The sequence below is a fragment of the Chitinilyticum piscinae genome (assembly GCF_015223195.1).
In the GTDB taxonomy this organism is placed as follows: domain Bacteria; phylum Pseudomonadota; class Gammaproteobacteria; order Burkholderiales; family Chitinibacteraceae; genus Chitinilyticum; species Chitinilyticum piscinae.
This window is the reverse complement of sequence record NZ_JADFUA010000004.1, coordinates 33380-56654: the sequence shown is the minus strand read 5'-3', so window position 1 is coordinate 56654 and position 23275 is coordinate 33380. Positions and strand designations below refer to the sequence as shown.

24 protein-coding genes are annotated in these 23275 nt (G+C 61.6%); 3 read left to right on the top strand and 21 right to left on the bottom strand.

Annotation, left to right across the window (positions count from 1 at the left end; all coding sequences use genetic code 11):
* Positions 1-5: 5 nt before the first annotated feature.
* Positions 6-440, top strand: a complete 435-nt coding sequence (locus tag INR99_RS08245) for a hypothetical protein (RefSeq protein WP_194115865.1) — start codon at positions 6-8, stop codon at positions 438-440.
* Here INR99_RS08245 and INR99_RS08240 read toward each other — a convergent pair.
* From INR99_RS08240 to INR99_RS08165, 16 genes are all read right to left on the bottom strand, one after another.
* Complete coding sequence (locus tag INR99_RS08240; protein ID WP_194115864.1) at positions 437-2467, bottom strand: hypothetical protein; 2031 nt, start codon at positions 2465-2467, stop codon at positions 437-439. The two genes, INR99_RS08245 and INR99_RS08240, sit on opposite strands and share 4 nt — an antisense overlap.
* Before the next feature lie 151 nt (positions 2468-2618).
* Positions 2619-3527: a MerR family transcriptional regulator gene (locus tag INR99_RS08235; RefSeq protein ID WP_194115863.1), complete on the bottom strand. Its 909-nt coding sequence runs from the start codon at positions 3525-3527 to the stop codon at positions 2619-2621.
* A gap of 12 nt (positions 3528-3539) precedes the next feature.
* Positions 3540-4037, bottom strand: a complete 498-nt coding sequence (locus INR99_RS08230) for a nuclear transport factor 2 family protein (RefSeq protein ID WP_194115862.1) — start codon at positions 4035-4037, stop codon at positions 3540-3542.
* Complete coding sequence (locus INR99_RS08225) at positions 3968-4735, bottom strand: SDR family NAD(P)-dependent oxidoreductase (RefSeq protein WP_194115861.1); 768 nt, start codon at positions 4733-4735, stop codon at positions 3968-3970. The genes INR99_RS08230 and INR99_RS08225 overlap by 70 nt, the downstream gene beginning before the upstream one ends.
* A gap of 11 nt (positions 4736-4746) precedes the next feature.
* Positions 4747-5265, bottom strand: coding sequence for a DUF3833 domain-containing protein (locus tag INR99_RS08220; protein ID WP_194115860.1), 519 nt, complete (start codon positions 5263-5265; stop codon positions 4747-4749).
* Complete coding sequence (locus INR99_RS08215) at positions 5262-6554, bottom strand: MFS transporter (RefSeq protein ID WP_194115859.1); 1293 nt, start codon at positions 6552-6554, stop codon at positions 5262-5264. The genes INR99_RS08220 and INR99_RS08215 overlap by 4 nt, the downstream gene beginning before the upstream one ends.
* Positions 6551-7039, bottom strand: coding sequence for a chalcone isomerase family protein (locus INR99_RS08210; RefSeq protein ID WP_228098172.1), 489 nt, complete (start codon positions 7037-7039; stop codon positions 6551-6553). The genes INR99_RS08215 and INR99_RS08210 overlap by 4 nt, the downstream gene beginning before the upstream one ends.
* A 203-nt stretch (positions 7040-7242) precedes the next feature.
* Entirely contained in the window at positions 7243-8463 is a 1221-nt protein-coding gene (locus tag INR99_RS08205; RefSeq protein ID WP_194115857.1) for an SAM-dependent methyltransferase, read from the bottom strand.
* The gene (locus INR99_RS08200) at positions 8460-9236 is read right to left on the bottom strand and encodes a DUF1365 domain-containing protein (protein WP_194115856.1); all 777 of its coding nucleotides are present in this window, start codon (positions 9234-9236) and stop codon (positions 8460-8462) included. The genes INR99_RS08205 and INR99_RS08200 overlap by 4 nt, the downstream gene beginning before the upstream one ends.
* Positions 9217-10560 carry an NAD(P)/FAD-dependent oxidoreductase gene (locus INR99_RS08195; protein WP_194115855.1) on the bottom strand — a complete coding sequence of 448 codons (1344 nt, stop codon included), beginning with the start codon at positions 10558-10560 and terminating at the stop codon, positions 9217-9219. The genes INR99_RS08200 and INR99_RS08195 overlap by 20 nt, the downstream gene beginning before the upstream one ends.
* 214 nt (positions 10561-10774) lie before the next feature.
* A complete protein-coding gene (locus INR99_RS08190; RefSeq protein ID WP_194115854.1) occupies positions 10775-11626 on the bottom strand; it encodes a methylated-DNA--[protein]-cysteine S-methyltransferase in 852 nt (283 codons plus the stop codon).
* Positions 11626-12504 carry a DMT family transporter gene (locus INR99_RS08185; RefSeq protein ID WP_194115853.1) on the bottom strand — a complete coding sequence of 293 codons (879 nt, stop codon included), beginning with the start codon at positions 12502-12504 and terminating at the stop codon, positions 11626-11628. Before INR99_RS08185 ends, INR99_RS08190 begins: the two co-directional genes overlap by 1 nt.
* Before the next feature lie 234 nt (positions 12505-12738).
* Positions 12739-13542 carry an endonuclease/exonuclease/phosphatase family protein gene (locus INR99_RS08180; protein ID WP_228098171.1) on the bottom strand — a complete coding sequence of 268 codons (804 nt, stop codon included), beginning with the start codon at positions 13540-13542 and terminating at the stop codon, positions 12739-12741.
* A gap of 98 nt (positions 13543-13640) precedes the next feature.
* Entirely contained in the window at positions 13641-14633 is a 993-nt protein-coding gene (locus INR99_RS08175; RefSeq protein WP_194115851.1) for a hypothetical protein, read from the bottom strand.
* A gap of 256 nt (positions 14634-14889) precedes the next feature.
* The gene (locus INR99_RS08170) at positions 14890-16323 is read right to left on the bottom strand and encodes a hypothetical protein (protein ID WP_194115850.1); all 1434 of its coding nucleotides are present in this window, start codon (positions 16321-16323) and stop codon (positions 14890-14892) included.
* A 61-nt stretch (positions 16324-16384) separates the two neighbouring features.
* The gene (locus INR99_RS08165; protein WP_194115849.1) at positions 16385-17266 is read right to left on the bottom strand and encodes a LysR family transcriptional regulator ArgP; all 882 of its coding nucleotides are present in this window, start codon (positions 17264-17266) and stop codon (positions 16385-16387) included.
* Between the two features lie 98 nt (positions 17267-17364).
* On the opposite strand from INR99_RS08165, the gene lysA reads away from it, so the two are divergent.
* Both lysA and INR99_RS08155 read left to right on the top strand, forming a co-directional pair.
* Positions 17365-18600: a diaminopimelate decarboxylase gene (lysA, locus tag INR99_RS08160; protein ID WP_194115848.1), complete on the top strand. Its 1236-nt coding sequence runs from the start codon at positions 17365-17367 to the stop codon at positions 18598-18600.
* A 159-nt stretch (positions 18601-18759) separates the two neighbouring features.
* Complete coding sequence (locus tag INR99_RS08155) at positions 18760-19989, top strand: mannosyltransferase family protein (protein ID WP_194115847.1); 1230 nt, start codon at positions 18760-18762, stop codon at positions 19987-19989.
* Here the strand turns inward: INR99_RS08155 and scpB are convergent, their stop codons facing one another.
* The 5 genes from scpB to INR99_RS08130 form a co-directional block, all read right to left on the bottom strand.
* Positions 19990-20568, bottom strand: coding sequence for an SMC-Scp complex subunit ScpB (gene scpB / locus INR99_RS08150; RefSeq protein ID WP_194115846.1), 579 nt, complete (start codon positions 20566-20568; stop codon positions 19990-19992). It lies immediately after the preceding gene.
* Positions 20555-21430, bottom strand: coding sequence for a segregation and condensation protein A (locus INR99_RS08145; RefSeq protein WP_194115845.1), 876 nt, complete (start codon positions 21428-21430; stop codon positions 20555-20557). Before INR99_RS08145 ends, scpB begins: the two co-directional genes overlap by 14 nt.
* Positions 21431-21436: 6 nt before the next feature.
* Positions 21437-21796: a hypothetical protein gene (locus INR99_RS08140; protein ID WP_194115844.1), complete on the bottom strand. Its 360-nt coding sequence runs from the start codon at positions 21794-21796 to the stop codon at positions 21437-21439.
* 61 nt (positions 21797-21857) lie between these two features.
* Positions 21858-22526 carry a site-2 protease family protein gene (locus tag INR99_RS08135; RefSeq protein ID WP_194115843.1) on the bottom strand — a complete coding sequence of 223 codons (669 nt, stop codon included), beginning with the start codon at positions 22524-22526 and terminating at the stop codon, positions 21858-21860.
* Positions 22527-22646: 120 nt separating this feature from the next.
* The gene (locus tag INR99_RS08130; RefSeq protein WP_194115842.1) at positions 22647-23273 is read right to left on the bottom strand and encodes an L-threonylcarbamoyladenylate synthase; all 627 of its coding nucleotides are present in this window, start codon (positions 23271-23273) and stop codon (positions 22647-22649) included.
* Positions 23274-23275: the final 2 nt, after the last annotated feature.

Genomic DNA, 23275 nt, shown 5'->3' with positions numbered 1-23275 from the left:
CTGCCATGCCCCGCCCGACATTAGACTTGTACGACGAATCCGCCAGTGCCCTGTTTGACGCCATCCGGCTGGATGGCTGGTGGGCACTGGGTACGCTGCTCGTGAGCGGGGCCTTTTATATCGCGGCTCCGGCCATGGCGCAGATGGCACATCAAAGCAGCGCAGCAAACCGCCAGTTTGCATTGCTGCTTGGTGGCCATGCCTTACTGCGCTTTGTACTGGCGCAACTGGCACAACAGCGGGAGCGCTGGCTCTGGGCCAGCGCATTGGCTTCACTGCCCGCCTGGGTCGTACTGCTGATGGTGATTGTGCTGACAGCCGGCACGCCCATGTTGCTTGCCGGGGCAATTTGCCTGGTCCTGATACTCTATGCGAGCTCGCTGCGCATTATTCCCAGGCTGCTTGTCATCCTGCGCTGGCCAGCCCCGATGGGACGCTAGGATTTCCAGCCTTCGGCCGGCCAGTTTCCAGGCTGGGCCTTGTCCTGCAAGGCTGCCGGCAGCGCCCAGCGCACCAGCCACCGGTCGCTGAGCGCATACAGAAACCGCCCGTCCGGCGAGAAAGCCAGTCCCCGCAGATAGCCATTCCCGATTCCCGCCGGCAATTGCAGATTCACCGGGCTGGTCCCCTTGGCAACATCCCACAGCCCGAAGCGGTTATTGAACTTGCCATCCCACTCCTGCCCCAGCGCCAGCAGGCGGCCGTTGGCCGAGCGGGCCATGACCGGCATCACATTGCCAGGCTGATCCAGTGCGGCTGAAAAACGGATTTTACCCAGCCGGGTATCCACGATATACGCCCCCCAGCCACGCCGCCGTTCGCCATCTGCCTCAATCACGTCACGCAGCCACGGCCGGGCAATCCAGCCGGCATCCGGGGCGGCCAGCGCCGACGCGGTCCAGTAGCTGCTGCGTACATCCTGCGGCAGGGGAATGCTGCGCATTGTCATGCCAGTGGCGAGATCCAGCTCGGTCAGCCCCCAGTCATCGGCAGCCCACTCGCTGGCAGTAAAGTGCCCATACACGGGCTGCAGCTTGCCCACGCCTTCCCGCCCGGAAAAATTCGCGCGCAGGGTCTTGGCCAGCAGCTGCTGCGGCTCGCCCTCGGGGCGCCACTGGCTGATTTGGTAATCCGGTACCGCGTCATAGAATCGCGGCAGTTGCGCGCTATCGAGCTGCCACACAAACCAGTCTGCGTCATCCCCCGGCATGGCCTGGCTGAACACCTCGCCACTTTGCAGATCGTAGCGTTGCATGTATAACGTTTCGCGGGTGCGGGCACTGAACCAGAGGGTTCTGCCATCGCGCGCCAGCGCCAGCCTGAAACTGCTCTCCTTCGGGATCTGCCACAGCTGCTGGCTCTGCACGCCGCTGCTACTAAAACGATGGCGGTACACAGTACTGACATGCGACGAATCTGAATCTGCAGCGGTCGCGCGGCGGGTCTCGGCCAGCAGCAGATCACCGTCTGGCAGTACCAGCAAGGCTGAAGGGCTGGCATTCTTGTTACCCCAGTCAAAACCCTCGCCGACCAGCGCTACCGCCGCAGCGGACGCGGCAGGCACTTCGCGATAATCGGGCAAAGGCGCAGCGGCCGCGGGCTTAGCCCAGTAGAGCGGCGAATCAGCAACCAGGGTATCGGCTGGCAACGCAGCCAGCAGGCGCGACAGACTGGCATAGGGCACTACCCTATAAGACAAACGTGCTGACTTGCCACAGCCTCCCATCATGCAGAGCTCAATCTTGAACGGGTTGTAGTCCGGGTTGCGGTAGCTGTCCTCGCGGCTGAGCGTCACTGCGGTATAGCTTGCCCCCAGCAAGCGGCTGACATCGTAGATCCGGATGGTTTCGCTGCGTATCTGGTCGCCAGAGCGCGAGCGCTGCTCCAGACTGGCCTGCCACACGGTTTGCGGGCTGCGCAGTTCGGCTGCGGCCCTGGCGGCCGGAACCCGAAGCACACTGCCTTGCAATTGCTGCACGCGGCGCTGATTGAGCGCCTCAAGATCGGCCGGCAGGATGGCGCCGCTGGCAAGCCCTTTCTGCCAGTACGGATCAAGCCGGGCGTCGCTGACTTCGGGCAGGATTTCGGCATGATGCGAAAGATACAAGCCCCACCAGCGATCACCCTCAGCCAGATCCCTTCCGCCAAACCCGGCTTGACTATCCAGCAGAACGGCGGTGGTTTCCTGCAACCTGAATCCTTCGCGCTTGAGTACCCCGGCAAGGCGGGCCTGCACATCACTTGCCGGCAAGGGCACCAGCAACACCGCCTGTGTGGCCCGCTCCGGCCTGCCACGACGGCCAGCGGGTACGGACCAGTGCAGCAAAGATTCACCGTTTTGGGCTGCGACGGGTTCCCAGTTTGCACTGGCGGGCCCGCTTTCGCTGGGGCGGCTGGCAAGCGGCATGGCCTGTGCCGGGATGCACAGGAGCAAAAGGCTAGCAAGGGCAAGCTGAATGACGCGCATTTCTTTTCCGGGGCTGACAATTGGGTCCATCATGCCACGGAAAAACATCACAACTCTGCCAATTTCCGTCAGCTCGCCCACTGAACTCCAGGCGCGCAGAAAATGCGCTGCGTGTGCTCTGCAGCGGCCAGAGCGTTACCTCGAGCCGCGTTCAGGCACGCGTACGCCACTCAGCCACAGCCGGGGCGATGGCATCGAGGCGATCAAAAATCTGCAGGCCGGGTACCGGCAACTGCACGCCGCGCAGCCCTGCTCCGCCCGCCCAGATGGTCACCGACGCGGCCAGCGCCTGCCGCAGACCTAGCAAGGCGATGGAGGCGTCGGTGGGGGTGCAGTTGGCGCTGAAAGACAGCACCAGAATGTCGACGCCATAGCGTTCGCTGGCACGCAGGATTTCCTCGAACGGCATTTCCACGCCAAAGGACACGCATTCGCAGCCATTTAGGCGCAGCAGGCCTTCAACCATCAACAGCCCAAGGCTGTGCGCCTCGCCCGGGATGGTGGTGAGCATCACGCGCGGGGCCTGCCGCGTCGCCGGCAGCCGCCCGATCTCCTCGCGCAGCACGACCTTGATGGCCTCGGTATAGAGGTGCTCCTGATGCACGGCCAGTTCGCCGCGCGCCCAGGCCTCGCCCACCGCAATACTGATGGGAGCCATGGCCTGCAGCAGAAAACCTGCCAGCCCTTGTCGCTGCAGCTGCAGGCGCAGGTAAGCGCGCACGGCCTCGGCATCGCTGCCGCGCAGGTGCGCCAGCAAGGGCTCGGCACCGCTAGCCGCTGCGTTTTCTGGGGGGGGCACAGCCAGCTTAACCCACTCGGCTTCCAGCTCGGGCAGCGGCAGGCCGACCAGCTTGCGCGGCCGGCCGCCGTGATCGATCAGCTGGCGCAGCAGCTTCAGCGTGGCAACATCGTCCGGGGTATAGCTGCGGTCGCCATGCTCATCGCGGCCTGGCTGCGGATACCCATAGCGACGCTCCCACTGGCGCAGCAATTCCTTGCTCACGCCGGTATCGCGTTCAACGTCGGCAATCGAATAGCGGAGTAATCGGGCTTCGTTCATCATTGCGCCCCATTATCGCATGCGCGCCGCCAGCCAGCGCATCAGCCCGCCCACCAGGGGAAGATGGGCATACAGGCCGCTGGCAGCATCCCAGTAATCCAGATGCGAGTGCACCAGCCCGTCCATGCCCAGCACCAGCCGGCTGCAGCCGTCAAACGACAGCTCCTTGCCGCGCAGGACAAAATCGAACTGCCATTCGACCATCGCATCCTGCCCGGTGCGCCAGTACCGCAGGATGCGGAATTGCGGCTGCGCCACTGCGGCAAACATGTGGCGGAAGATGGCGGCAATCGCCTCGCGTCCACGCACATCGTTGAACGGATCACGAAAGCGCGCCTCCGGCGCATAGCAGGCCGCAAGCGCCGGAATGCTCGCCAGATCCAGCGCCGCATAGCAGGCCAGCACGCGCGCCAGCCCCTCGGCCAGCAGGGTGTCATCGCCTAGCGGGCAATCCGGCGCAGCAGTGGTCGGCGCAGGGCAAAGGGCAGCAGTCGCAGCAGTTTCAGCCATAGGGTAAAGCGCCTCGGAAAATGGGTTTCGAATTCGCCACGTGCCAGACCGGCGACGATGGCATCGGCTGCCTGCTGCGGGGTCTGCAGCGCGGGCATGGCAAAGTCGTTGCGCGCGGTCAGCCGCGTGGCAACAAAGCCGGGGTTAACCAGATGGACAGCAATGCCCTTCTGGGCCAGATCAACGTGCAGGATTTCGGCCAGATTGATCAGCGCTGCCTTGTGCGGGCCATAGTTGATCGCCTCGGGCATGCCGAAATACCCAGAGGGGCTTGCCAGCAGAACCAAACGCCCGCTTTGGTTGGCGAGCAATACCGGCATAATCGTAGCAAGGCCGAGATACACGCTGTGCAGATTCACGTCCAACGCACGGCTGGCCGCATCAGCATCGAGCTGCCAGGCCCGCGTGGGCTGGTAATCGGCGGCGCAGTGCACCCATACGTCTACCCCACCCCAGCGTTGATGCAGAAAACCGATCGCCGCAGCCCAGCCCGCCTTGCTGCACGCATCAAAGGGCAGGCGCAGCGCATCGTCCGGCAACGCCAGTTCGTCCAGCACGGCAGCGCGGCGCGCACTGATCGCCACACGCGCCCCCAGCCGCCCCAGCGTTTCCGCCAGCGCGCGGCCAATGCCGCTAGAGGCGCCGATGATCCAGACGCGCTGGCCGTGCCAGTCGGTGAGCGGCGGATTGAGTGCCATTTCAGTCTCCCTCAGCGTTTCTTGAACGCCAGCGTGACTTCGCCCAGGTGGAAGCCGAACTTGCTCATGGCGGAGCGGTTGAGCAGCACGCCGTCCTGCTGCAGCCACATCCAGTCATCGAAACTGACTTCATACACCTTGTCGTCGACCGGCAGCTTCAGCGTGTACGCCCACTGCAATGCATTGCCTGCGGCGCGGCCAGTGGCCTTGCCGACCACATCGTCGGCGGTGCCGCTGTAGCGACCGTCAGCCTCTTTGGTGATCGTCCACACGCGCCGGCTGGTACTGCCGTCGCTGTAGCTGAAATGCTCATCGAGCACGCCGGTATTGCCCTGCCACCTGGCGTCGATCACCACCTTGAAGCGTTTGACGACCGTGCCGTCGCGCTTCTGGAACTGGCCCCAGCCGTCGATGGTGCCATTGAAATACTCTTCCAGCTTCAGCACCGGCTGCTGGTCGCGATAGGCATCGACCGAGACGCCGGCACAGCCGGCAAGGCCGAAAGTCAGAATGGCTAGCAGTTTTTTCATGATCGGCATTCCTGCAATGAAACGGGTTTGGTGACGGGGCAAGTCGCTGACTCATTCGCGGCATCGGCCACGGCAAATTCAGCGCGGTAGCGCTGCAGCAACCCGAAGGCCAGCAGTTTGAACACGCAGGGCAAGGCCGCGTAACACACGGCGAGCGCCAGCAGCCCCTGGCCGCTGCCCGAGGAAAAGCCCAGCAGCTGCAACAGCGGCAGCGACAGGCCCACCGCCAGCGCCAGCGCCAGCTTGCCGCACAGACTCCACCAGCCGTAACGCTGCGTGAGTGCCTCTTCACCGCCCAGCGCACCCAGCATCGCCGGCGGAATCACCAGATCGGCTCCCAGCAGCAGCCCGGTCAGCACGCAGATCGCGGCGAAAGGGATGACATCGCCCGCACCCAGCCAGGGCACCGGCACAAAGGCCAGCACACTGGCCAGCATTGCCGCGCGCCAGCAAATCAGCCGGCCGAAGCGTCCCGCCAGCCACACCCAGACTGGCAGCCCAAGGACGGCGGCGAAGAAGTACAGCGCCAGCAAGGGGCCCAGCCAGCGCTCGGCCTGCAGCACGTCGGCAATGAAAAATGGCGCCAGCGTCGCCGGCAGCGCGGCCGACACGGCATTAACCAGGTATACCGCCAGAAACTTGCGAATATTTGATTCTGCGGGCCATACCCCATGCCGTTTATCGGCAAGCATGGCAGGTGCAGCAAGCGCATGCCGTGGCAACAGCACGACCGCGAGCAAAAGCAGCAGCGCCAGCACCGCCAGGGCCAGCAGCAGCCACGCGGTCGCACCCGCAAGCAATGCGGGCAGCAGTGCGCTGGCAAGCAGCACGCCGACCAAGCCAAAGCCTTCGCGGCTGCCATTGAGCCGATTGCTCCCTTCCTGCGGGCCCCCCAGGCGCAGGCCCAGCGCCAGATAGGGCAGTGTGATCAGGCTGTGCGCCAGTGCAATCACAGCCAGCGACAGCATCAGCCAGCCGGCCAGCGCCCAGGCTGACAGCAGAGGTGGTTGCAACAGCGCCAGCAAGCCCAGTGGCAACAACAGCGCCCCCGTCCAGCGCGCCGGTGTTTCCAGCGGCGGATGTCGATCCAACCAGCGCCCGAGCAAGGGATCCTGCAGGGTATCGAAGAGCCGAGCTGCCAGCACTGCGGCACCGGTCAGCCCGAGTCCCAGCCCCAGCTGATCGTGATAGTGCCGTGGCGCAGTGACGTAGAGCGGTAAGGCAGCCATCGCCAGCGGCAGCCCGAGCAAACCGTAGCGCAGCCAGGCACGGCCTGCGGGCGCGCTCATGCTGGCTGCCCCAGCAAGGCACGGCGCAGGCCCGGCTCGCGCGTGCGCGGATCAAGCCAGATCGCGAAGAAGGCACGGCCGAACTCCGGATCGGCAATCTCGCCCAGCAACCGCCCCTGCTGATAGAAGCGCGCGGGACCGCCGGGCTGGTAGACACCGGTGAGCTCGTCGCCGTCCTTCACATCGACAAACACCCGGCGCATGGCATCTTCCCACTGTGCCAGTGCCGGTACCGGCCCGAACAGGCGGCGGATTTCATCGACGCTGGTGCTGACAATGTCATCGCGCTCGATCTCGCGCCGGTAAATCAGCTGCAGCGCATAGGGCTGATTCGGGCTGAGCCTGCCCTGCGGGGCGTACAGGCGTGCATCGTAGATGCGCAAGGCCAGCCAGCGCATCTCGCCCTTGCCCACCAGCTGTGCCTGCGGCAGCTTGTCCTGCAGCCAGCGTGGCGCCTCGGCTAATACACCGGCATGTATTGCCATGCAGCCAAATAAAATCAGAACAAAGCGAGTCATACCCACCCCCTAACAGGCTGTTGTAAAGCAGCCTGTGAACCGTTTTTTCGGCGAAGCCGGAAAAATGTATGAAAAGAAAAAACAAGTCCTTGATTTTTAATGCGCTGGTTTGCGCCGGGCTCAGCCCGGCGCTTGATACCGGTGCAGAAGCCGACTTTTTCACCCCCCTGCTACCCGGCGTGTTCCAGCCACCAGTGCGAGACGCCGATGCTGCCGGCGCGGAAACCCGCTTCGCAGTAGCACAGGTAGAAACGCCACAGCCGGATAAAGCCCTCGTCGTAGCCCTGCTCGCGGATGGCATCAAGATGTGCCTCGAAATCCTGCCGCCAGCGCAGCAAGGTTTCGGCGTAATCGATGCCGAAATCGCGCCGCTCCACCACGCGCAGCCCGGCGTCGCGCGCCTGTGCTTCAAACGCCGTACGGCTGGGGAGCATGCCGCCGGGGAAAATGTACTGCTGGATGAAATCGGTGCCGCGCCGGTAGTCGTCGAACAGGCTCTCGTCGATGGTGATGACCTGCAGTGCAGCCCGCCCCTCGCGCGACAGGTGCCGCTTGAGCGTGGCGAAATACGTCGGCCAGTAGCGCTCGCCCACCGCTTCAAACATCTCGATCGAAACAATGTGATCGAAACGGGCGCTGGCCGGCAGATCGCGGTAATCGGTGAGGCTGCACTGCGCGAGCTTGTCGAGCCCCGCCGCGCGCAAGCGCTCCTGGGCATACGCCAATTGCTCGGTCGACAACGTCAGCCCCTGAACGCGCAAACCGGCACGCGCAGCGGTTTCCGCCAGCCCGCCCCAGCCGCAGCCGATTTCCAGCACGCTCTGCCCCGGACGTGCCTGCAGCCCGTCCAGCAGACGCAGGTATTTGCGCCGCTGCGCCTGCGCGAGATCCAGCGACAGATCACCGTCGAAACAGGCGCTGGAATAGGTCATCGTTTCGTCCAGCCACAGCCGGTAGAAGGCATTGCCCAGATCGTAGTGCGCCGAGATATTGCGCCGGCTACCGCTGCGGGTATTGGCGTTGAACAGATGGCGCAGCCGGTAGGCGAGCTTGCCCAGCCAGTTGCCATTGATCGCGGCTTCCAGCTGCGCGCGGTTGGCGATGGCAAGGCGGATCAGCGCGGTCCAGTCGTCGCAGTCGATCTGGCCGTCCCGGTAGGCTTCCGCCAGGCCGATGTCGCCACTGGCGAGGATGCGGCCAAACGCGGCCCAGTCCCGCACCTGCAGCGTTACCTGCGGCTGGCCATGCCCGCAGGCGCGCTGGCTGCCGTCGGGCAGCTCCAGCAGCAGCAGGCCGCCAGTCAGCTTGTCCAGCTGCTGCAGCAACAGCCGGGCACGCCAGGGGGCCTGGCGAGGTGCAATGCGGGGTTGGGCAATCACTCGGGTATTCATCGTGTCACCTCTTCAAGCGGTGGAGCCGGTTTGCGGAAAAACGGAACTTTTTTCAGCCACAGGCGCAGTGCCTGCCAGTGGATGCGCGCCATCACGCCAAAGGTCATCAGCGGATAGCCCAGCAACAGCCGGCGTACGCTCGAAGCAGCCAGCGGCTGCGGCGCGCCCCACACGGCGGTATGCAGCAGGGGACCTTCCGGGTCGTCATAGCGGATGGCGACGCGCAGCCGGCCTGCCTGGTGGTCGAAACGGAAACGATAGCCACCAGTCACCTCATTGAACGGCGACACATGCAGCACCTTGCGGCAAGCCAGCTCGCAGCCGGCGGCAATCGCCCGGCCGTCGCAGCTGGTCAGCAGATAGCAATGCTGCTCGCCAAAGGTGTTGTGCACCTCGGCCACCACGGCCTGCAAGGCGCCGGCCTGATCGAGGCAATACCAGAAGCTGACCGGGTTGAAGACATAACCGAACATGCGCGGGAAACACTGCAGCCATACCTCTCCATCGGCTCGCGTGAGTTGATGCTGCGCCAGCAGCTCGCGGATCCACGCTTCGGGCGCTCGGCCGCTGCGATCACCATGATCGGCGTAGTGAAAGGACAGCGCGGAGAACCGGTTGATTGCAAAACCGGCGATGCGCGGCAGACTCTCCAGCGCGGCCACGCGCAGCAGCAGAAAGCCCACGCCGTAATCGAAGCGGTGCTCGGCCGGCCGCAGCCGGCGGTGCATCACCCGCCCGAAGCACAGGCTGGCGTCAGGCAGCCCGGCGAACATCGCGCAGCTCCCCGGCAGTCGGCATGAAAACCTCATCCAGTTCGGCCTGCCAGGGCACCGTTGCCCCCAGCGCCCGGGCCACTGCCATGCCGGCCTGCAGGCCGTCCTCGTGGAAGCCATAACGGCACCAGGCGCCGCAGAACCAGACCCCGTTCACCCCCTGGATGGCCGGCAATTCTGCCTGTGCGGCAATCGCTGCAGCATCGAACAGCGGATGTTCGTAGTGGATTTCGCGCAGCAGATGCTCAGGCGCCGGCTCGTGCCAGGGATTGAGGGTGACTATCACCGGCTTGTTGAACGGCAGCGGCTGCAATTGATTGATCAGGTAGCTGACACAGACTGCGCGCTGCAGCTCGTCGCCCTGCGGGCCGCCCTGATAATTCCACGCCGACCACAATTTCTTGCGCCGCGGCAGGAAGGACGGATCGGTATGCACCACGGCACGGTTGGGCTGGTAGCGCACGCTGGCCAGGATGCGGGTTTCGTCTGCGCTGGCGTCCGTCAGCATGGCCAGCGTCTGCGGGGCATGCGTGGCAAAAATCACCTCGTCAAAGCGCTTGCGCCCCAGCGCCGATTCGACCTGCACGCCTTCGTGGTTGCGCCACACGGCGCTGACCGGAGTAGTGACATGCACGGTCTGGATGCGCGGCAGCATGCGGCGCACGTATTCACGCGAGCCACCGAGCACGGTTTTCCATTGCGGGCGGTCATTCACCTGCAGCAGCCCGTGATTCAGGCAGAACTGCAGAAAGGTCGCAGCCGGAAACTGCAGGATTTCGCCATTCGGGCTGGACCAGATGGCCGCCGCCATCGGCAGCAGATACCAGTCACGCATCGTATCGCCGTAGCCTTCGCGTTGCAGCAACTCGCCCAGCGTGGCGCCGGATTCGCGCGCGTCTGCCAGATGGCGCGCGGCTTGCGCATTGAAACGCAAAATGTCGCGCAGCATGCGCCAGAAGGTCGGACGCAGCAGATTCTTGCGCTGGCCGAACACAGTATCGAGATTGCTGCCCGCCCATTCCAGGTCGAGGCTGGGCATGGCGACGGCAAAACTCATGTCGCTGGCCACCGTCTCGACGCCTAGATGGGCAAACAACTGAATCAGATTGGGATAGGTGCGGTCGTTGTGCACCAGAAACCCGGTATCAACCGGATGGGTGATGCCATCGAGGGTGACATCGATGGTATTGCTGTGGCCGCCGACGTAATCGGCTGCTTCAAACAGCGTTACGTCATGCTGTGCCGCCAGCAGCCAGGCGGCAGACAAACCGCTGATGCCACCGCCAATCACGGCGATGCGTTTGCGCTGATCACTGTGAGCCATGATGCCTGCCTTGTAGTTTGTACAACTCACTGTACGCTTTTGTACAATACAAAACAATCAAAAATGGCTATCGCATCAATTTGTACAGGCTATTGGCTGCATCTATCTTGTACAAATTTCGCATATTGACAAGCATGACGAACAGCATACGGGCATAGGCTGGCTGGTATATGCATAACTATCAATCAAAACAGCGATTGCATTCACATACCCCTCAGCGATCGATCAGACCAGCCTCCCAGCCCTGCATCGCCAACTTGCGCTCGCAGCCCCAGCGAAATTGTCCGACTTCGCCGTCTTCGCGAATCACTCGGTGACAGGGAATCAACCAGCCCAGCCTATTGGCCGCCAGCGCCGACCCCACTGCGCGTTGCGCACGCGCAGCGCCGGCTCGCAGCGCCAGATCGCGGTAGGACAGGCGCTCGCCCGGCCGGGTTGCCAGCAGCGCCTGCCACACACGCAACTGGAAATTGCTGCCGCGCAGCAGCAGATGCAATGGCCGGTCAGCTGGCTGAGCGGCAAAAATGCGTGCTGCAAGCGTGGCGGCGCCCGCTTGATCGGCATGCAGCGCAGCGCGCGGCCAGGCCTGACGCAGCCGCTCCGCTTCCGGGCTTACCCCATCTCCCTCCTGTGCGAAGCCGAGGTGACAAAGGCCACGTGCCGTCCATCCCAGCAGCGCAGCGCCAAATGGCGTCGCTGCCGACCCGTAGTAGAGCGCCACTCCGGCGCCGCCTGCCCGCACTTCGGCAGGCGTCATGGCCTCCGTCGTCACCAGCAGCTCATGCAGCCGGCTGGTTCCCGAAAGCCCGCTCTCCAGCGCGGCATCCAGTACGGAACGTCCGGCCAGCAGTGCGGTTCGGGCCTCCCGGGCTGTCAGGTATTGCAGAAAGCGTTTGGGGGAAAGCCCGGCCCATTCGCTGAATACACGCTGGAAATGTGCGGGGCTGAGATGGACCGCCGCCGCCAGTTCATCCAGTGAAGGTTGCTCGCGGACATGTTCACGCAGGTAACGGATGCTGCGTGCGACCAGCGCATAATGCCGGCTGGCTTCATCAAGGGCCTGCATCAGCGAGCTCCACGGAACTGGCGTAACGACAGTCCGGTCACCAGTGCGGTTCCCAGCAAGACCAGTGCGCCCCCCGCCAGCGTATTGCCGCCGATGCGTTCATCCAGAAACAGCACGCCCCACAGCACGCCAAAGACCGGGATCAGGTAGGTAACCGTCAGCGCGGCAGCCGCCCCCAGCTCGTCGACCAGACGGAAATACAGCAGATAGGCGACGCCACTGCAAAGCACACCAAGTGCCAGCACAGCAAGCAGCGCCCCAGTCGTCACAGGGCCGGCGGCGGGTACGACGGGTAACAGTGGCAACGCCAGCAGCGTTGCGGCCCACATACTGCCGTGGGCATTGGCCAGTGCCGGCACGCTGGGGGGCTCTTTGGCATAACTGCTGGCCAGCGCATAACAGAATGGTGCGATCAACCCGGCCACTACAGCCAGGCCGGCGCCCGCCGGCAGCGCCATCGCGCCGCTGCTGGCCAGCACCGCCACCCCGCACAAGCCCAGCAGCAGGCCCAGCTGCACACGCCAGGCCGGCAGCGTGCGCTGCAGCAGTGCGGTAATCACCGCACCCCAGATCGGCGCACTGGCATTCAGGATGGACAGCAGCGAGGCCGGCAGCACCCGCGCGGCATAGGCAAACAGCAGAAACGGCAAGGCGGTATTCAGCAGTCCCAGCAGGAGAAAATGCCGGCGATGGCCACGCCAGACCGTCGGCTGGCGCAGCACCAGCGTGACGGCAAGCAGGAAAAGCGCTCCCAGCGCCACCCGGCTGAATATCAGCCACGCCGGCCCCAATGCCGGGACGGCCAGGCGCATGAACAGAAAGGAAGCACCCCAGATGGCCGCCAGCAGCAACAGGCGCAGCAGATTGAGCGTGGACATGGCAACTCCGCAGGATCAAGCGCAGCAGTGTTACCGATCAGTCAGAGTGCCGCAATCCGCTTCTTGCGCATTTGCCGCTTTGCAGGCTATCGAAAGCTTACTATCCGTTTTGCCGAAGCCGGAAAAAAAGCTTGAAAAACAGAATCCAGCTTGCTGATTCCAAATACATCGGTTTGCGCCGGGCTTGGCCCGATGCTTGATACCGGTAAAGAAAGCGACTTGCTCAACATCCAGCTAGCCTCGGCACAGGCTGGCATACAGCGGCGCATGATCCGACATGGCATGCCAGGGCGCGCCGGAGAGCACTTCGGCGGTTTCAATGCGTAAGCCGCGCGTGTAAATCCGGTCCAGACACAGGAATGGCATGCGCACCGGAAAGCTCTTTGCCGGACGGCCATGCAAGGCCTCGAAGCTTTCTGCCAGGCCCAGCTCGGCGCGCAGGAACGCCGATGCCTGCTTCTGCCAGTCGTTGAAATCACCAGCCAGCACCAGCGGAGAATGATCGGGGACTTCGTTGCGGATGCAATCGACCAGCATTGCCAGCTGGCGCTGCCGGTCGCGGGCACGCAGGTTCAGGTGCACACAGAAGGCATGCAGCGGGCTGGTCCAGTGCGGGATATTCACCACGCAATGCAGCAAACCGCGCTGCTCGAAACGATGCAAGGTGAGATCATGGTTATGCCAGCGACTGACCGGAAAGCGCGACAGCACCGCATTGCCGTGATGCCCGTGGTTGTACACCGCATTGCGCCCGTAGGTTGCCAGCCAGTCGTCCCCCGCCAGAAACTCGTGCTGAGGCTCGGACGGCCAGTGTTCGAAGCGCGCCGCGTGACGCAGATGCTCGCCCTGCACTTCCTGCAGAAAAAGCACATCGGGTGCCAGGCCGCTCAGCGCCGCACGCACGTCATGCAGCACCAGCCGCCGGTTCAGTGGCGACAGGCCCTTGTGGATGTTGTACGAGGCCACCAGCAGGCGTTGCGGCACAGGGCTGGTGGTGATGGCGGTAGTCGGCATACGGGCATTATATGAAGCAGGCATGCCAGCGGCACGGCAGTTTTGCACAAAACGGACTGACGAAAGCCCAAAGGACCGTAGTCAACACGATGAGCGCCGAGCGATTTTTGCAACTCAAACATTCACAGTTTCTGACACACCTGATCAAGATCTTCCACTAACTTGATCAGCTCCATCTCTGCCTGTCCTGCATCAATCGTTTTAGTATCGGGAATATTGATATGCGCGATAACTTGATCAGCATGCCGGCGTAATTGGATATCGAAAAACTGTAATGTCGGATATCTAGCCTCGTCACGCACTGGCCAGAAATCCCCGCTTCGCCCTGATCGATTGTTTTTGCATCGACCAAGAAAAATCTGACTCGCCTTTTTCTCAATCGTAATGAGTTCCTGCACATGAGCCTGCGAGAGACCCTGCATGCTTTTTATCGCCACCTGTTCCAGTTTTTGCGAAATTTCGCGCCGCTTTATTTCTCGATCAAGTGCCACTTTCCTTTTCCATGCGCCCTTCGTCTTTTCTTTACATTGCTGACTCATGGTGGCAAAAAGATCAAAAAGCTCCCCCTGAAACGCCTGTCGAGTATAGCCATCATCAAGCGCGGTATCCGTGAAACGGGGAATCGCTAGCTGATCGAAGCCGAACCTTTCATTCATGCTGCGCCCGAGTGAAAATTTCAAGTATGGAATACCGGTGTACTCCGGATTCGCTCTAGCCGAGAACTGAATACCTTCAGCATTTTTATCATGATCAACACAACGAACCTGCAAATACCCCCCCTTTTCAAGCCGGATTGACCACAGGTCTTGTGCAAATTCGGGCGACTTTTTTTGCATGTTCAGTATGTACCCATTCAAATTAACCTCAATAATTTTCTTGTCATCCTCACCTGCCACCTTGGTAAAGGTCAGATCAACATTATTCTCATCGATATAGATATTCGCAATCATGACCAAAATGGATACACCGATTGCACCAAAACCAAGCACATCCAGCCATCTTGGGGTAGTTTTACTACTCACATGTTGAGCGATATAAGATATCAAAAAGTAAATAACACCAATCAAAAAAGAAAACATGGTCAGACGAAACAGAATGACTTCAACGGCAAACACAAAAACCCCCGCAGTAAAAAACACAACGCATCGATTTGCAGTTCAGATCAGTTACCAAGGATACTCATGCTCCGGCACTCGCGAATGTGCCTGCGGCAAGACCATGCCAGGCTCTCCGATCGCTCATGCTCGGGCGAGGCCCATTTGCCACGCCTGCTGAGCCCTCAGTCCATCCAGTTATGAACACGACGTATCTATCCCCAAGCCTTAATTTTAAAGGCCCACAGACTAATACCAACTGATGTATGAAGCTGCATCAATCCAGTTGCTGGGCGGTTATCCGCATTCCGCCGGCTTGCTCCTCATAACGCAAGACCCGGTTGCTTGCCGGATCGAAGCCCGCAAGCGTTTCATATTGGCGCGTATCAAAGCGCCGCCAGTTGCGTCCCGCATCCGTGGAGTAATAGTGGGCACGACCTGAGATGCTGGCTTCTTTCCCGCCCGTAAAAAACACGGGCGGGGAATGGCGGGCATGCACTTCCGCCAGCAGCAGGCCCTTGCCGGCTCGCAAGCTGCTGATGCTCGTACTGGACGGGAATGGCGCGAACGGATTGGGCGCGTCGCCACGCTTTACCCAGAGTCCTGCGGTAACATCAAATTGCCAGATCTCGTCTGGCGCATCGCCGGCGAAGTTGCGTACGCCAAAAATCTGGCCATCGCTCCCGACCAGGATCGGCTCGAAGCTCCAGTCGGCCTTGGTCTGCGCAGGTGTCACCGACCATCCCTGCCCTTTGCGGCTCAATATCAGCAATTGCGTGTAACTGCTGCGCAGGCCGTTGCGGCTGTCGTCGTTGGCGTCATACAGCGTCACGACCTGCCAGAGCAGTACATGCTGCGCGTCGACGGGAGTCAGATACAGCGTCGTGATATCCGTCAGCGCATCGCGGGGCAGTTTCGTGCGGGCAAGTTGCGCCTCCGGCATACCCAGCATCGCGGTTGTGACCGGATACTGCCAGCTTTTGCCATCATCGGCCGTATAGGCCAGCAAAGGCTCCGCCTGATCCCCTTCGGCCGGCAAGGTCTGCTCGTTGCGATAGAGCACCCAGCGCTCGTGGCGGGACGGAAAAAATACCTGATAGTCGCTGGGGTACTTGTCCGGCAAAGGGCTCAGCCCCTGTTCGTCGATTTGCCAGCTCTTGCCCTGATCGTCACTGCGAAAGGTAGTCAGGACGCGTTTCTTCTCGTCGCCTGTGCCAAGCTCGTGCGTCAGCATGGTGCGCAGCCAGGCCGTGCTTCCATCATGGCTGAATAGCGGACACAGATTATCCTCCACCACCCCACTGAAGCGGATGCGGCCATCACCATCCGCTTTGGCGATGATGGTATTGTCATCGCGGCTGCGCACCAAGAGCGATGACAGCGATGACTGGTTCTGTTCACCAGCCAGAGTCAGAAAATCCAGTGCCGGAGGCTTGGCTTCGAACGCCTGTTGCATGCTGTACTCATCACCCCTAGTAACAACCCAGACCCCCTGCGGGGTGTTGATCGCTCCATCACAGAGTGCGGCAGCTTGCGCATAGCCCGGCAGATTCGCAAGCAGCGTGACTTCCGGATTGCGGCCACCGAGATCCAGCTTCAGACTGAGCATGACCCAGACATACCAAACCGGCACCAGCACACTGACAATCACTGCACTTGCAAGCAACAGGACCTGGCCCGGGCGCTGTTTGAATTTCTGATAGTGGGACATGGCAGAACAGGACACAGAAACGGACATCCTGATCAAAGTTCAGCCAGTGGTCAAATCCATGTCAGCCACAAAGACCCGTCGTGAAGCCGCGGACCGCTTCCGCCAGCTTGCGCTCGGCGGCGGTCTGGCGGCGCCAGTGGTGCCAGTACAGCGCCACCGGCATCGCGGGCAGTGGTAATTGCTGCAGCGCGCCAGCGTTCAGCAAGGCATCCGCCTGCGGGCGCGGTACCAGCCCATAGGCCAGCCCGGCACATACGGCCCCAAACAGTGCGGTCGAATCGGGAATCACATGGCAGGGATAATCACCGTGTTGCAGGCCGTGCTGTTCGCGCAACCAGCGACGATGAATGCTGTCCTGTTGCCCGAACACTGCGGCCGGCGCATCGCTGAGTGCGGCCTCCCCCAGCCCGCCTGAGAAGAATTCCGCCGCAAACGCGGGAGTGGCCACCAGTACATAATCAATACTACCCAGAGGTATAACCCCGCAGCCTGCTATTTCATTAGGCTGCGTACCAATACACCCGGACACCTCCCCCAGCCGCAGTTGATCGAGCGTCTGGGCCTCATCAGCAACCACGCAATCCAGCAGGATCCGCTCGGCCTGCAGTACCGGCGCCAGCGCCCCCAGCAAGCCCAGTGCGAGGCTATCGGCATTCACACCGATGCGCAGTGTCAGCCAGTCTTCCATCGTGCCATCGACATCCTGCTGCAGCTCGGCCTCCAGCAGGCGTACCTGGCGCACATGCGCCAGCAGCTTTTGCCCCGCCACGGTCGGCCGTACCGGTGTATCGCGCACCAGCAGCACAGTCCCGCTGCGTTCCTCCAGCTGGCGGATACGCTGCGAGATCGCCGATTGCGTCAGGTGCAGGCGCCGTGCCGCGCCGTCGAAACTGCCCGCCGTTACCACGGCATCCAGCGCTTCCAGCAGTTTGTAGTCGAGCATTAGGCAGCCTGCATGCGGATAAGAAAGTATCGTTTTACCACGGCCGGGGGCTCTGGTTGAATAGCCGTGAATCCTGAAACCACCATAAAGATCCCGCCATGAAACCGGTCAACGGCCCGCAGCTTGTTTCCATCGCCCAAACCCACGGCACGCCTTGCTGGATTTATGACGCCGCCATCATCCGCGAGCGCATCAGCCAGCTGAAAATGTTCGATGTGATCCGCTTCGCGCAGAAAGCCTGCTCGAACACGCACATCCTGCGCCTGATGCGCGCACAGGGCGTAAAGGTGGATTCCGTTTCGCTGGGCGAAATCGAGCGTGCTCTTGCCGCCGGTTTCACCGTGGGTGGTGTACATAGCGACATCGTATTCACCGCCGATCTGCTGGATCGCGCTACCCTCGCTCGTGTGGTCGAACTGAAAGTGCCGGTGAACGCCGGCAGCCCGCAGATGCTGGAGCAACTCGGCCAGGCCAGCCCCGGCCATCCGGTGTGGCTACGCATCAATCCGGGTTTCGGCCACGGCCACAGCCAGAAAACCAATACCGGCGGCGAAACCAGCAAGCACGGCATCTGGCACGAGCAGCTGGCTGAAGCCTACGCGCTGATCGACCAGTACGGCCTGAATCTGGTGGGGCTGCACATGCACATCGGCTCGGGCGTCGATTACAGCCACTTGTCCGAAGTCTGCGATGCGATGGTCGCCCAGGTAAAAGCCAGCGGCCGCGACCTGCAGGCGATTTCTGCCGGTGGTGGCCTGTCGATTCCGTACAAGGTCGACGGTGAGCGCATCGATACCGCGCATTACTTCAGCCTGTGGGACAAGGCACGCCGCGAAGTCGAAGCGCATCTGGGCCACCCGGTGACACTGGAAATCGAACCCGGCCGCTTCCTGGTGGCCGAATCCGCCAAGCTGATCGCCGAAGTTCGCGCCAAGAAGGATGCCGGCAGCAATCACTTCGTGCTGTGCGACGCCGGTTTCAACGACCTGATGCGCCCGGCGATGTACGGCAGTCATCATGAAATCAGCGTACTGACGCCGGCAGGCGAAGTACGCAGCACAGAGCTGCGCCCCACCGTGGTCGCCGGCCCGCTGTGCGAATCGGGCGACGTGTTCACCCAGGAAGAAGGCGGCACGGTGATCCCGCGTGATTTGCCGGCAGCGGAAATCGGCGACTGGATGGTGTTCCACGATGCCGGCGCTTACGGCGCGTCGATGTCGTCGAACTACAATACCCGCCCGCTAATCCCGGAAGTGCTGATTGATGGCAGCGAGATCAAGCTGATCCGCCGCCGCCAGACCGTGGCCGAGCTGCTGGCACTGGAAGCCTGCTAAGTGTGCAGCAGCCCAATGAAGCCGCCCCAGGGCGGCTTCTCTATTAGCAGTCACTTCTAAACTGACATAAAACCAACATTTTTTCTTACAAGGCTATCGCTTTCTTTGCCTTGCAGAGATCATCGCGGCACTCGGGAAAACCCTTACAAACCGGATGCCATGATCGCCTTCATTACCTTCCTCTGCTTCGCCTGCCTGTTGATGGCGGCGGTAGTCAAACTTCATGACGGTTGGCAAACCCCGCATGGCCAACTGCTGCGCCCCCCTGCGTTACCCGACACCACGCTCGGCATCATTGCGGGGGTCGTGGTGCTGGCGCTGCTCGCTCGCGGCAGCGTCTGGCTGTATGGCTGGCTGTCTTTCATCTTGATCAAGGGACAGTTTGTCAGCCCGATCGAGAGCTTTCGTGAAATCTGGGTTCGCTGGGATGCCTTTCACTATCTGGGCATCGCCGACCAGGGCTATGTAAATCAGGGCGATGAGCGCAACCGGCTGGTGTTTTTCCCGCTCTACCCCTTGCTGATTGCCGCGCTGAAACTGCTGGGGCTCAACAGCTTCCAGGCCGCCACGCTGCTGTCGGTCAGTTTTTTCTGTGCCGCCTGCGTCATGCTCTACCGCCTGACCGAGCGGGAAACAGGCGACAAACAGTGCGCCTGGCTGGCCTGTGCCTTGCTGGCGTTCTACCCGTTTTCCTTCTTTTACGGCATGCCGTACACGGAAAGCCTGTTCCTGCTGCTGACGATCAGCTTTTTCTGGTTCATGCGCCAGCAAGCCTGGCTGCTGGCAGGAATAAGCGGAATGCTGGCGGCGCTGACCCGCAATCAGGGCCTGCTGCTATTGGCGCCACTGGTGATCGAGCTGGTGCTGCAGTGGCAGGCACGCACACTGCAACAGCCCCGGCGCGCTGTTTTGGCGCTGCTGCTGATTCCCTGCGGCTTCATGCTGTATCTGCTGCTCAACTACTGGGTGAGCGGCAATCCGCTGCAGTTCCTCATTTACCAGAAAATCAACTGGCAACAGAGCTTCGGCTGGCTGCCCAATACCCTCAGTGGTGCCGCCGAGCGCCTGTTGACCGGTGATTTCAAGCTGGGGCTGGGAACGTGGCTGCCGACCATTGCGATGTTCTTTGCGGCACTGGCAGTACTGGCCGGAGCCTACCGCCAGCTTCCTGCCAGCTATCTGGCCTACGCCAGCGTGTATCTGCTGATCAGCTATTCGCCGACCTGGCTATTGTCCGGGCCACGCTATCTCGGTGGCTTATTCGTGCTGGCGATTGCTGCGGCCATCATCGCGGCCCGCCATCCGCTGCTGCGTACCGGTTTATTTGCTGCGATGCTGCTTGGCATCGGCCTCTTTGTGCCACTGTACCTGCAGTGGGTGGTGTACTGATTATTCCTGCGGCGATGCCGCAGCGGCGGCATCTGCCAGATCGGGCACGACCAGATTGCCAAGCTCGGTCAGTGGCGGCAGATCCTTGAGGCTGGCCAGCCCCAGATCGGCAAGAAAATCCCTGGTCGTGGCCAGCAATTCCGGGCGGCCGGGGACTTCCTTGTGGCCGACCACGTCGATCCAGCCTCGTTCTTTCAGCGTCTGGATAATCGCGCTCGATACGGTCACCCCGCGGATTTCCTCGATCTCGCCACGAGTCACCGGCTGCTTGTAGGCAATGATCGCCAGCGTTTCCATCACCGCGCGCGAATAACGCGGCGGCTTTTCCGGTTTCAGCCGCTCCAGATAGGGCTGCATGTCCAGCCGGGCGCGAAAGCGCCAGCCATTGGCCAGGCGCACCAGCTCGACGCCGCGCCCATCCCAGTCGCGCTGCAGCTCCTCCAGTACCGCCACCAGCTCGGCGCCTTCAGGCGGCACGCCGAACAAGGCTTTCAGCTGCGCCACCGACAGCGGCTCCTGATTGACCAAGAGCGCGGCTTCGATGACGTTTTTCAGGTGGCGACGGTCAATCTCGCTCATGCACGCCTCGTGGCCGGGAAACATAGATGGGGGCATAGCCGGCATAGGGCGCGTGTTCTGCCTCGCCAGCCAGCGTTTCAGGGTCAAAACCGGCCTGGCTGACGCGAATGAGTTTTTCCTTCACCAGTTCCAGCACGGCCGAGAAGGTCACCACCAGCAGCGGCACGCCCTGCACATGGTCGAACAGCGTCACGAAATCGTGGTGCCGCCCGTCCTCCAGTACCCGCAGGATATGGCTCATCTGCTCGCGCACCGAGATTTCACTGGTGGCGATGGTGTGATGCTTGCGGTTTCGGGCGCGAGTAAGGATGGAGAGCCATGCAGCCTTCAGATCCGCCGCGCGCACCTCCGGCAGCAGGTCGACCAGTTCGCGCTCGAATACGGCAAAGGCCCAGAGAAAATCCCGGCCCGCCTGCGGCAGCTGATCGAGTTCAAACGCCGCCAGCTTGATCTGTTCGTATTCCAGCAAACGACGCACCAGCTCCGCACGCGGATCGTCAGCCTCGCCCTCTTCGCTCGCCGGCGTTTTGGGCAGCAGCATGCGTGACTTGATTTCGATAAGCAGCGCGGCCATCAGCAGGTATTCGGCCGCCAGTTCCAGCCGGGATGACTTCATCGCCTCGACATACTGCATGTACTGGCTGGTGACGGCAGCCATCGGAATATCGAGGATGTCGACATTTTGCTTGCGGATCAGATACAGCAAGAGATCAAGCGGGCCTTCGAAGCTCTCCAGCAACACGCGCAGCGCATCCGGCGGGATGTAGAGGTCGCTGGGAAGCGCCAGCACCGGCTCGCCGAACACATGCGCCAGCGGCTCGGCCACCGGATTGATGACGGACTCGTTCACTGGCGCATTCATTGCGGATCAGGCATCCAGTTCCGGTTCGCTGCGGCGGCGGTGCAGCTTGCGGTAGTGGCCGGGCGGAATGGCCGGATGCCGGCGGATCAACAGCAATACCCCGAGCAGCATCAGCAGCGCAGGCAGAACCAGCCGCAGGGACAGCCCCTGATACTGGCAGAGAAAGGTCGCCAGCGAGGCGCCCAGCAGCAGCGGCGCATTGACGATGGATGACTTGTTCACGCCATCCACCAGCAAAATCGCCATGCCGGCGACGGCCAGCCCGATGATCACCAGCCAGCTTACCTCGGGCATGATGTTCAGCTCATTCAGCAGCCAGCCGGCACCGAGCACGATCAGTACCACCGGAAAGAAAGCACCACGCATACACCCTCCAGTATCAGTTTGAAAACCAACAAAATCAGTACTTACAGAGCCATACACCAATTTAGAGCAATAGCTTCAATGGGATTGCCACCCAATCCATCAAGGGATTCATGATCACGCCCAACAAACTGACCCCAAGAAGCGGACCACTCGCAATTAAGCCGAGCAAAATCCAGAAGCCATACTGCTCGGTGCGAGAAAATGCTTCAGCCTGCTTCCAAGGCAGGAGAGAAACCAGGATACGCCCGCCATCCAAAGGAAGAATTGGGAGCAAATTAAGTACCATCAGACTCAGGTTGATCGATATGCCGGCTTGAGCCATTTTGTACAATGGAATCTGAAAATCACTTCCTGGCATACTGACTGACAGTTTCAGCAGCAAGAGCCAGAAAAAAGCTTGCGCATAATTGGATAGAGGCCCAGCTGCGGCCACCCAGCGCATGTCGCGCTTGGGGTTGCGCAGGTTGCCAAAGCGCACCGGAACCGGCTTGGCCCAGCCGAAGAGAAAGCCGCCCACCGCCATCAGCAGCAGCGGCAGCAGAATCGTCCCCACCGGATCAATGTGCTTGAGCGGGTTCAGCGTCAGCCGTCCCGCCGCATAGGCGGTATTGTCGCCGAAGTACCTGGCCGCATAGGCGTGCGCAGCTTCGTGGATGGTAATCGCGAAGATCACCGGAATCGCCCAGATGCATACCGACGAGATGAAGCTGTTCAGATCAAAGCCACCCATGTCCCAACCTTTTATCCCTGTGTCACCAGCAGATGGCGGCACTATCGCAATAAGCAATACAGCACCCCCTATCCAGCCATACATCAATTATTTCAATACCTACAAGGTAATACCCTACCTTCAGAGGCCAAAGGGTGCCAGCGAGCCCTTGCCCTCGCGCAAAATTACCGCGCCGTCCTCACCGGAAAGATCCACCACCGTGGTCGGATCGGTGCCGCAATAGCCTCCTTCGACCACCAGCTCGACCTCGTGTTCCAGCCGGTCGCGGATTTCCCAGGCATCGGTCAGCGGGTATTCCTCATCGGGCAGCAGCAGACTGGATGACAGCAGCGGCTCGCCCAGCTCTTCGAGCAGCGCCAGCGCAACCGGGTGATCGGGAACGCGCAGGCCGATGGTCAGCTTTTTCGGGTGCGACACGCGGCGCGGCACTTCCTTGGTCGCCATCAGGATGAAGGTGTAATTGCCCGGCGTCGTGGCCTTCAGCAGCCGATAGGTGGCATTGTCCACCCGGGCGTAATTGCCCAGCTGCGAGAGATCGCGGCAGGCCAGGGTGAAGTGGTGCTTGTCGTCGAGCTGACGAATGCGGCGGATACGATCCAGCGCGTCCTTGTTATCCAGACTGCAGCCCAATGCATAGCAGGAATCCGTCGGGTAAACGATGATCCCGCCCTTGCGGACGATGTCGACCGCCTGCTTGATCAGCCGCGGCTGCGGGTTTTCGGGGTGGATGGAGAAAAATTGGGACATGA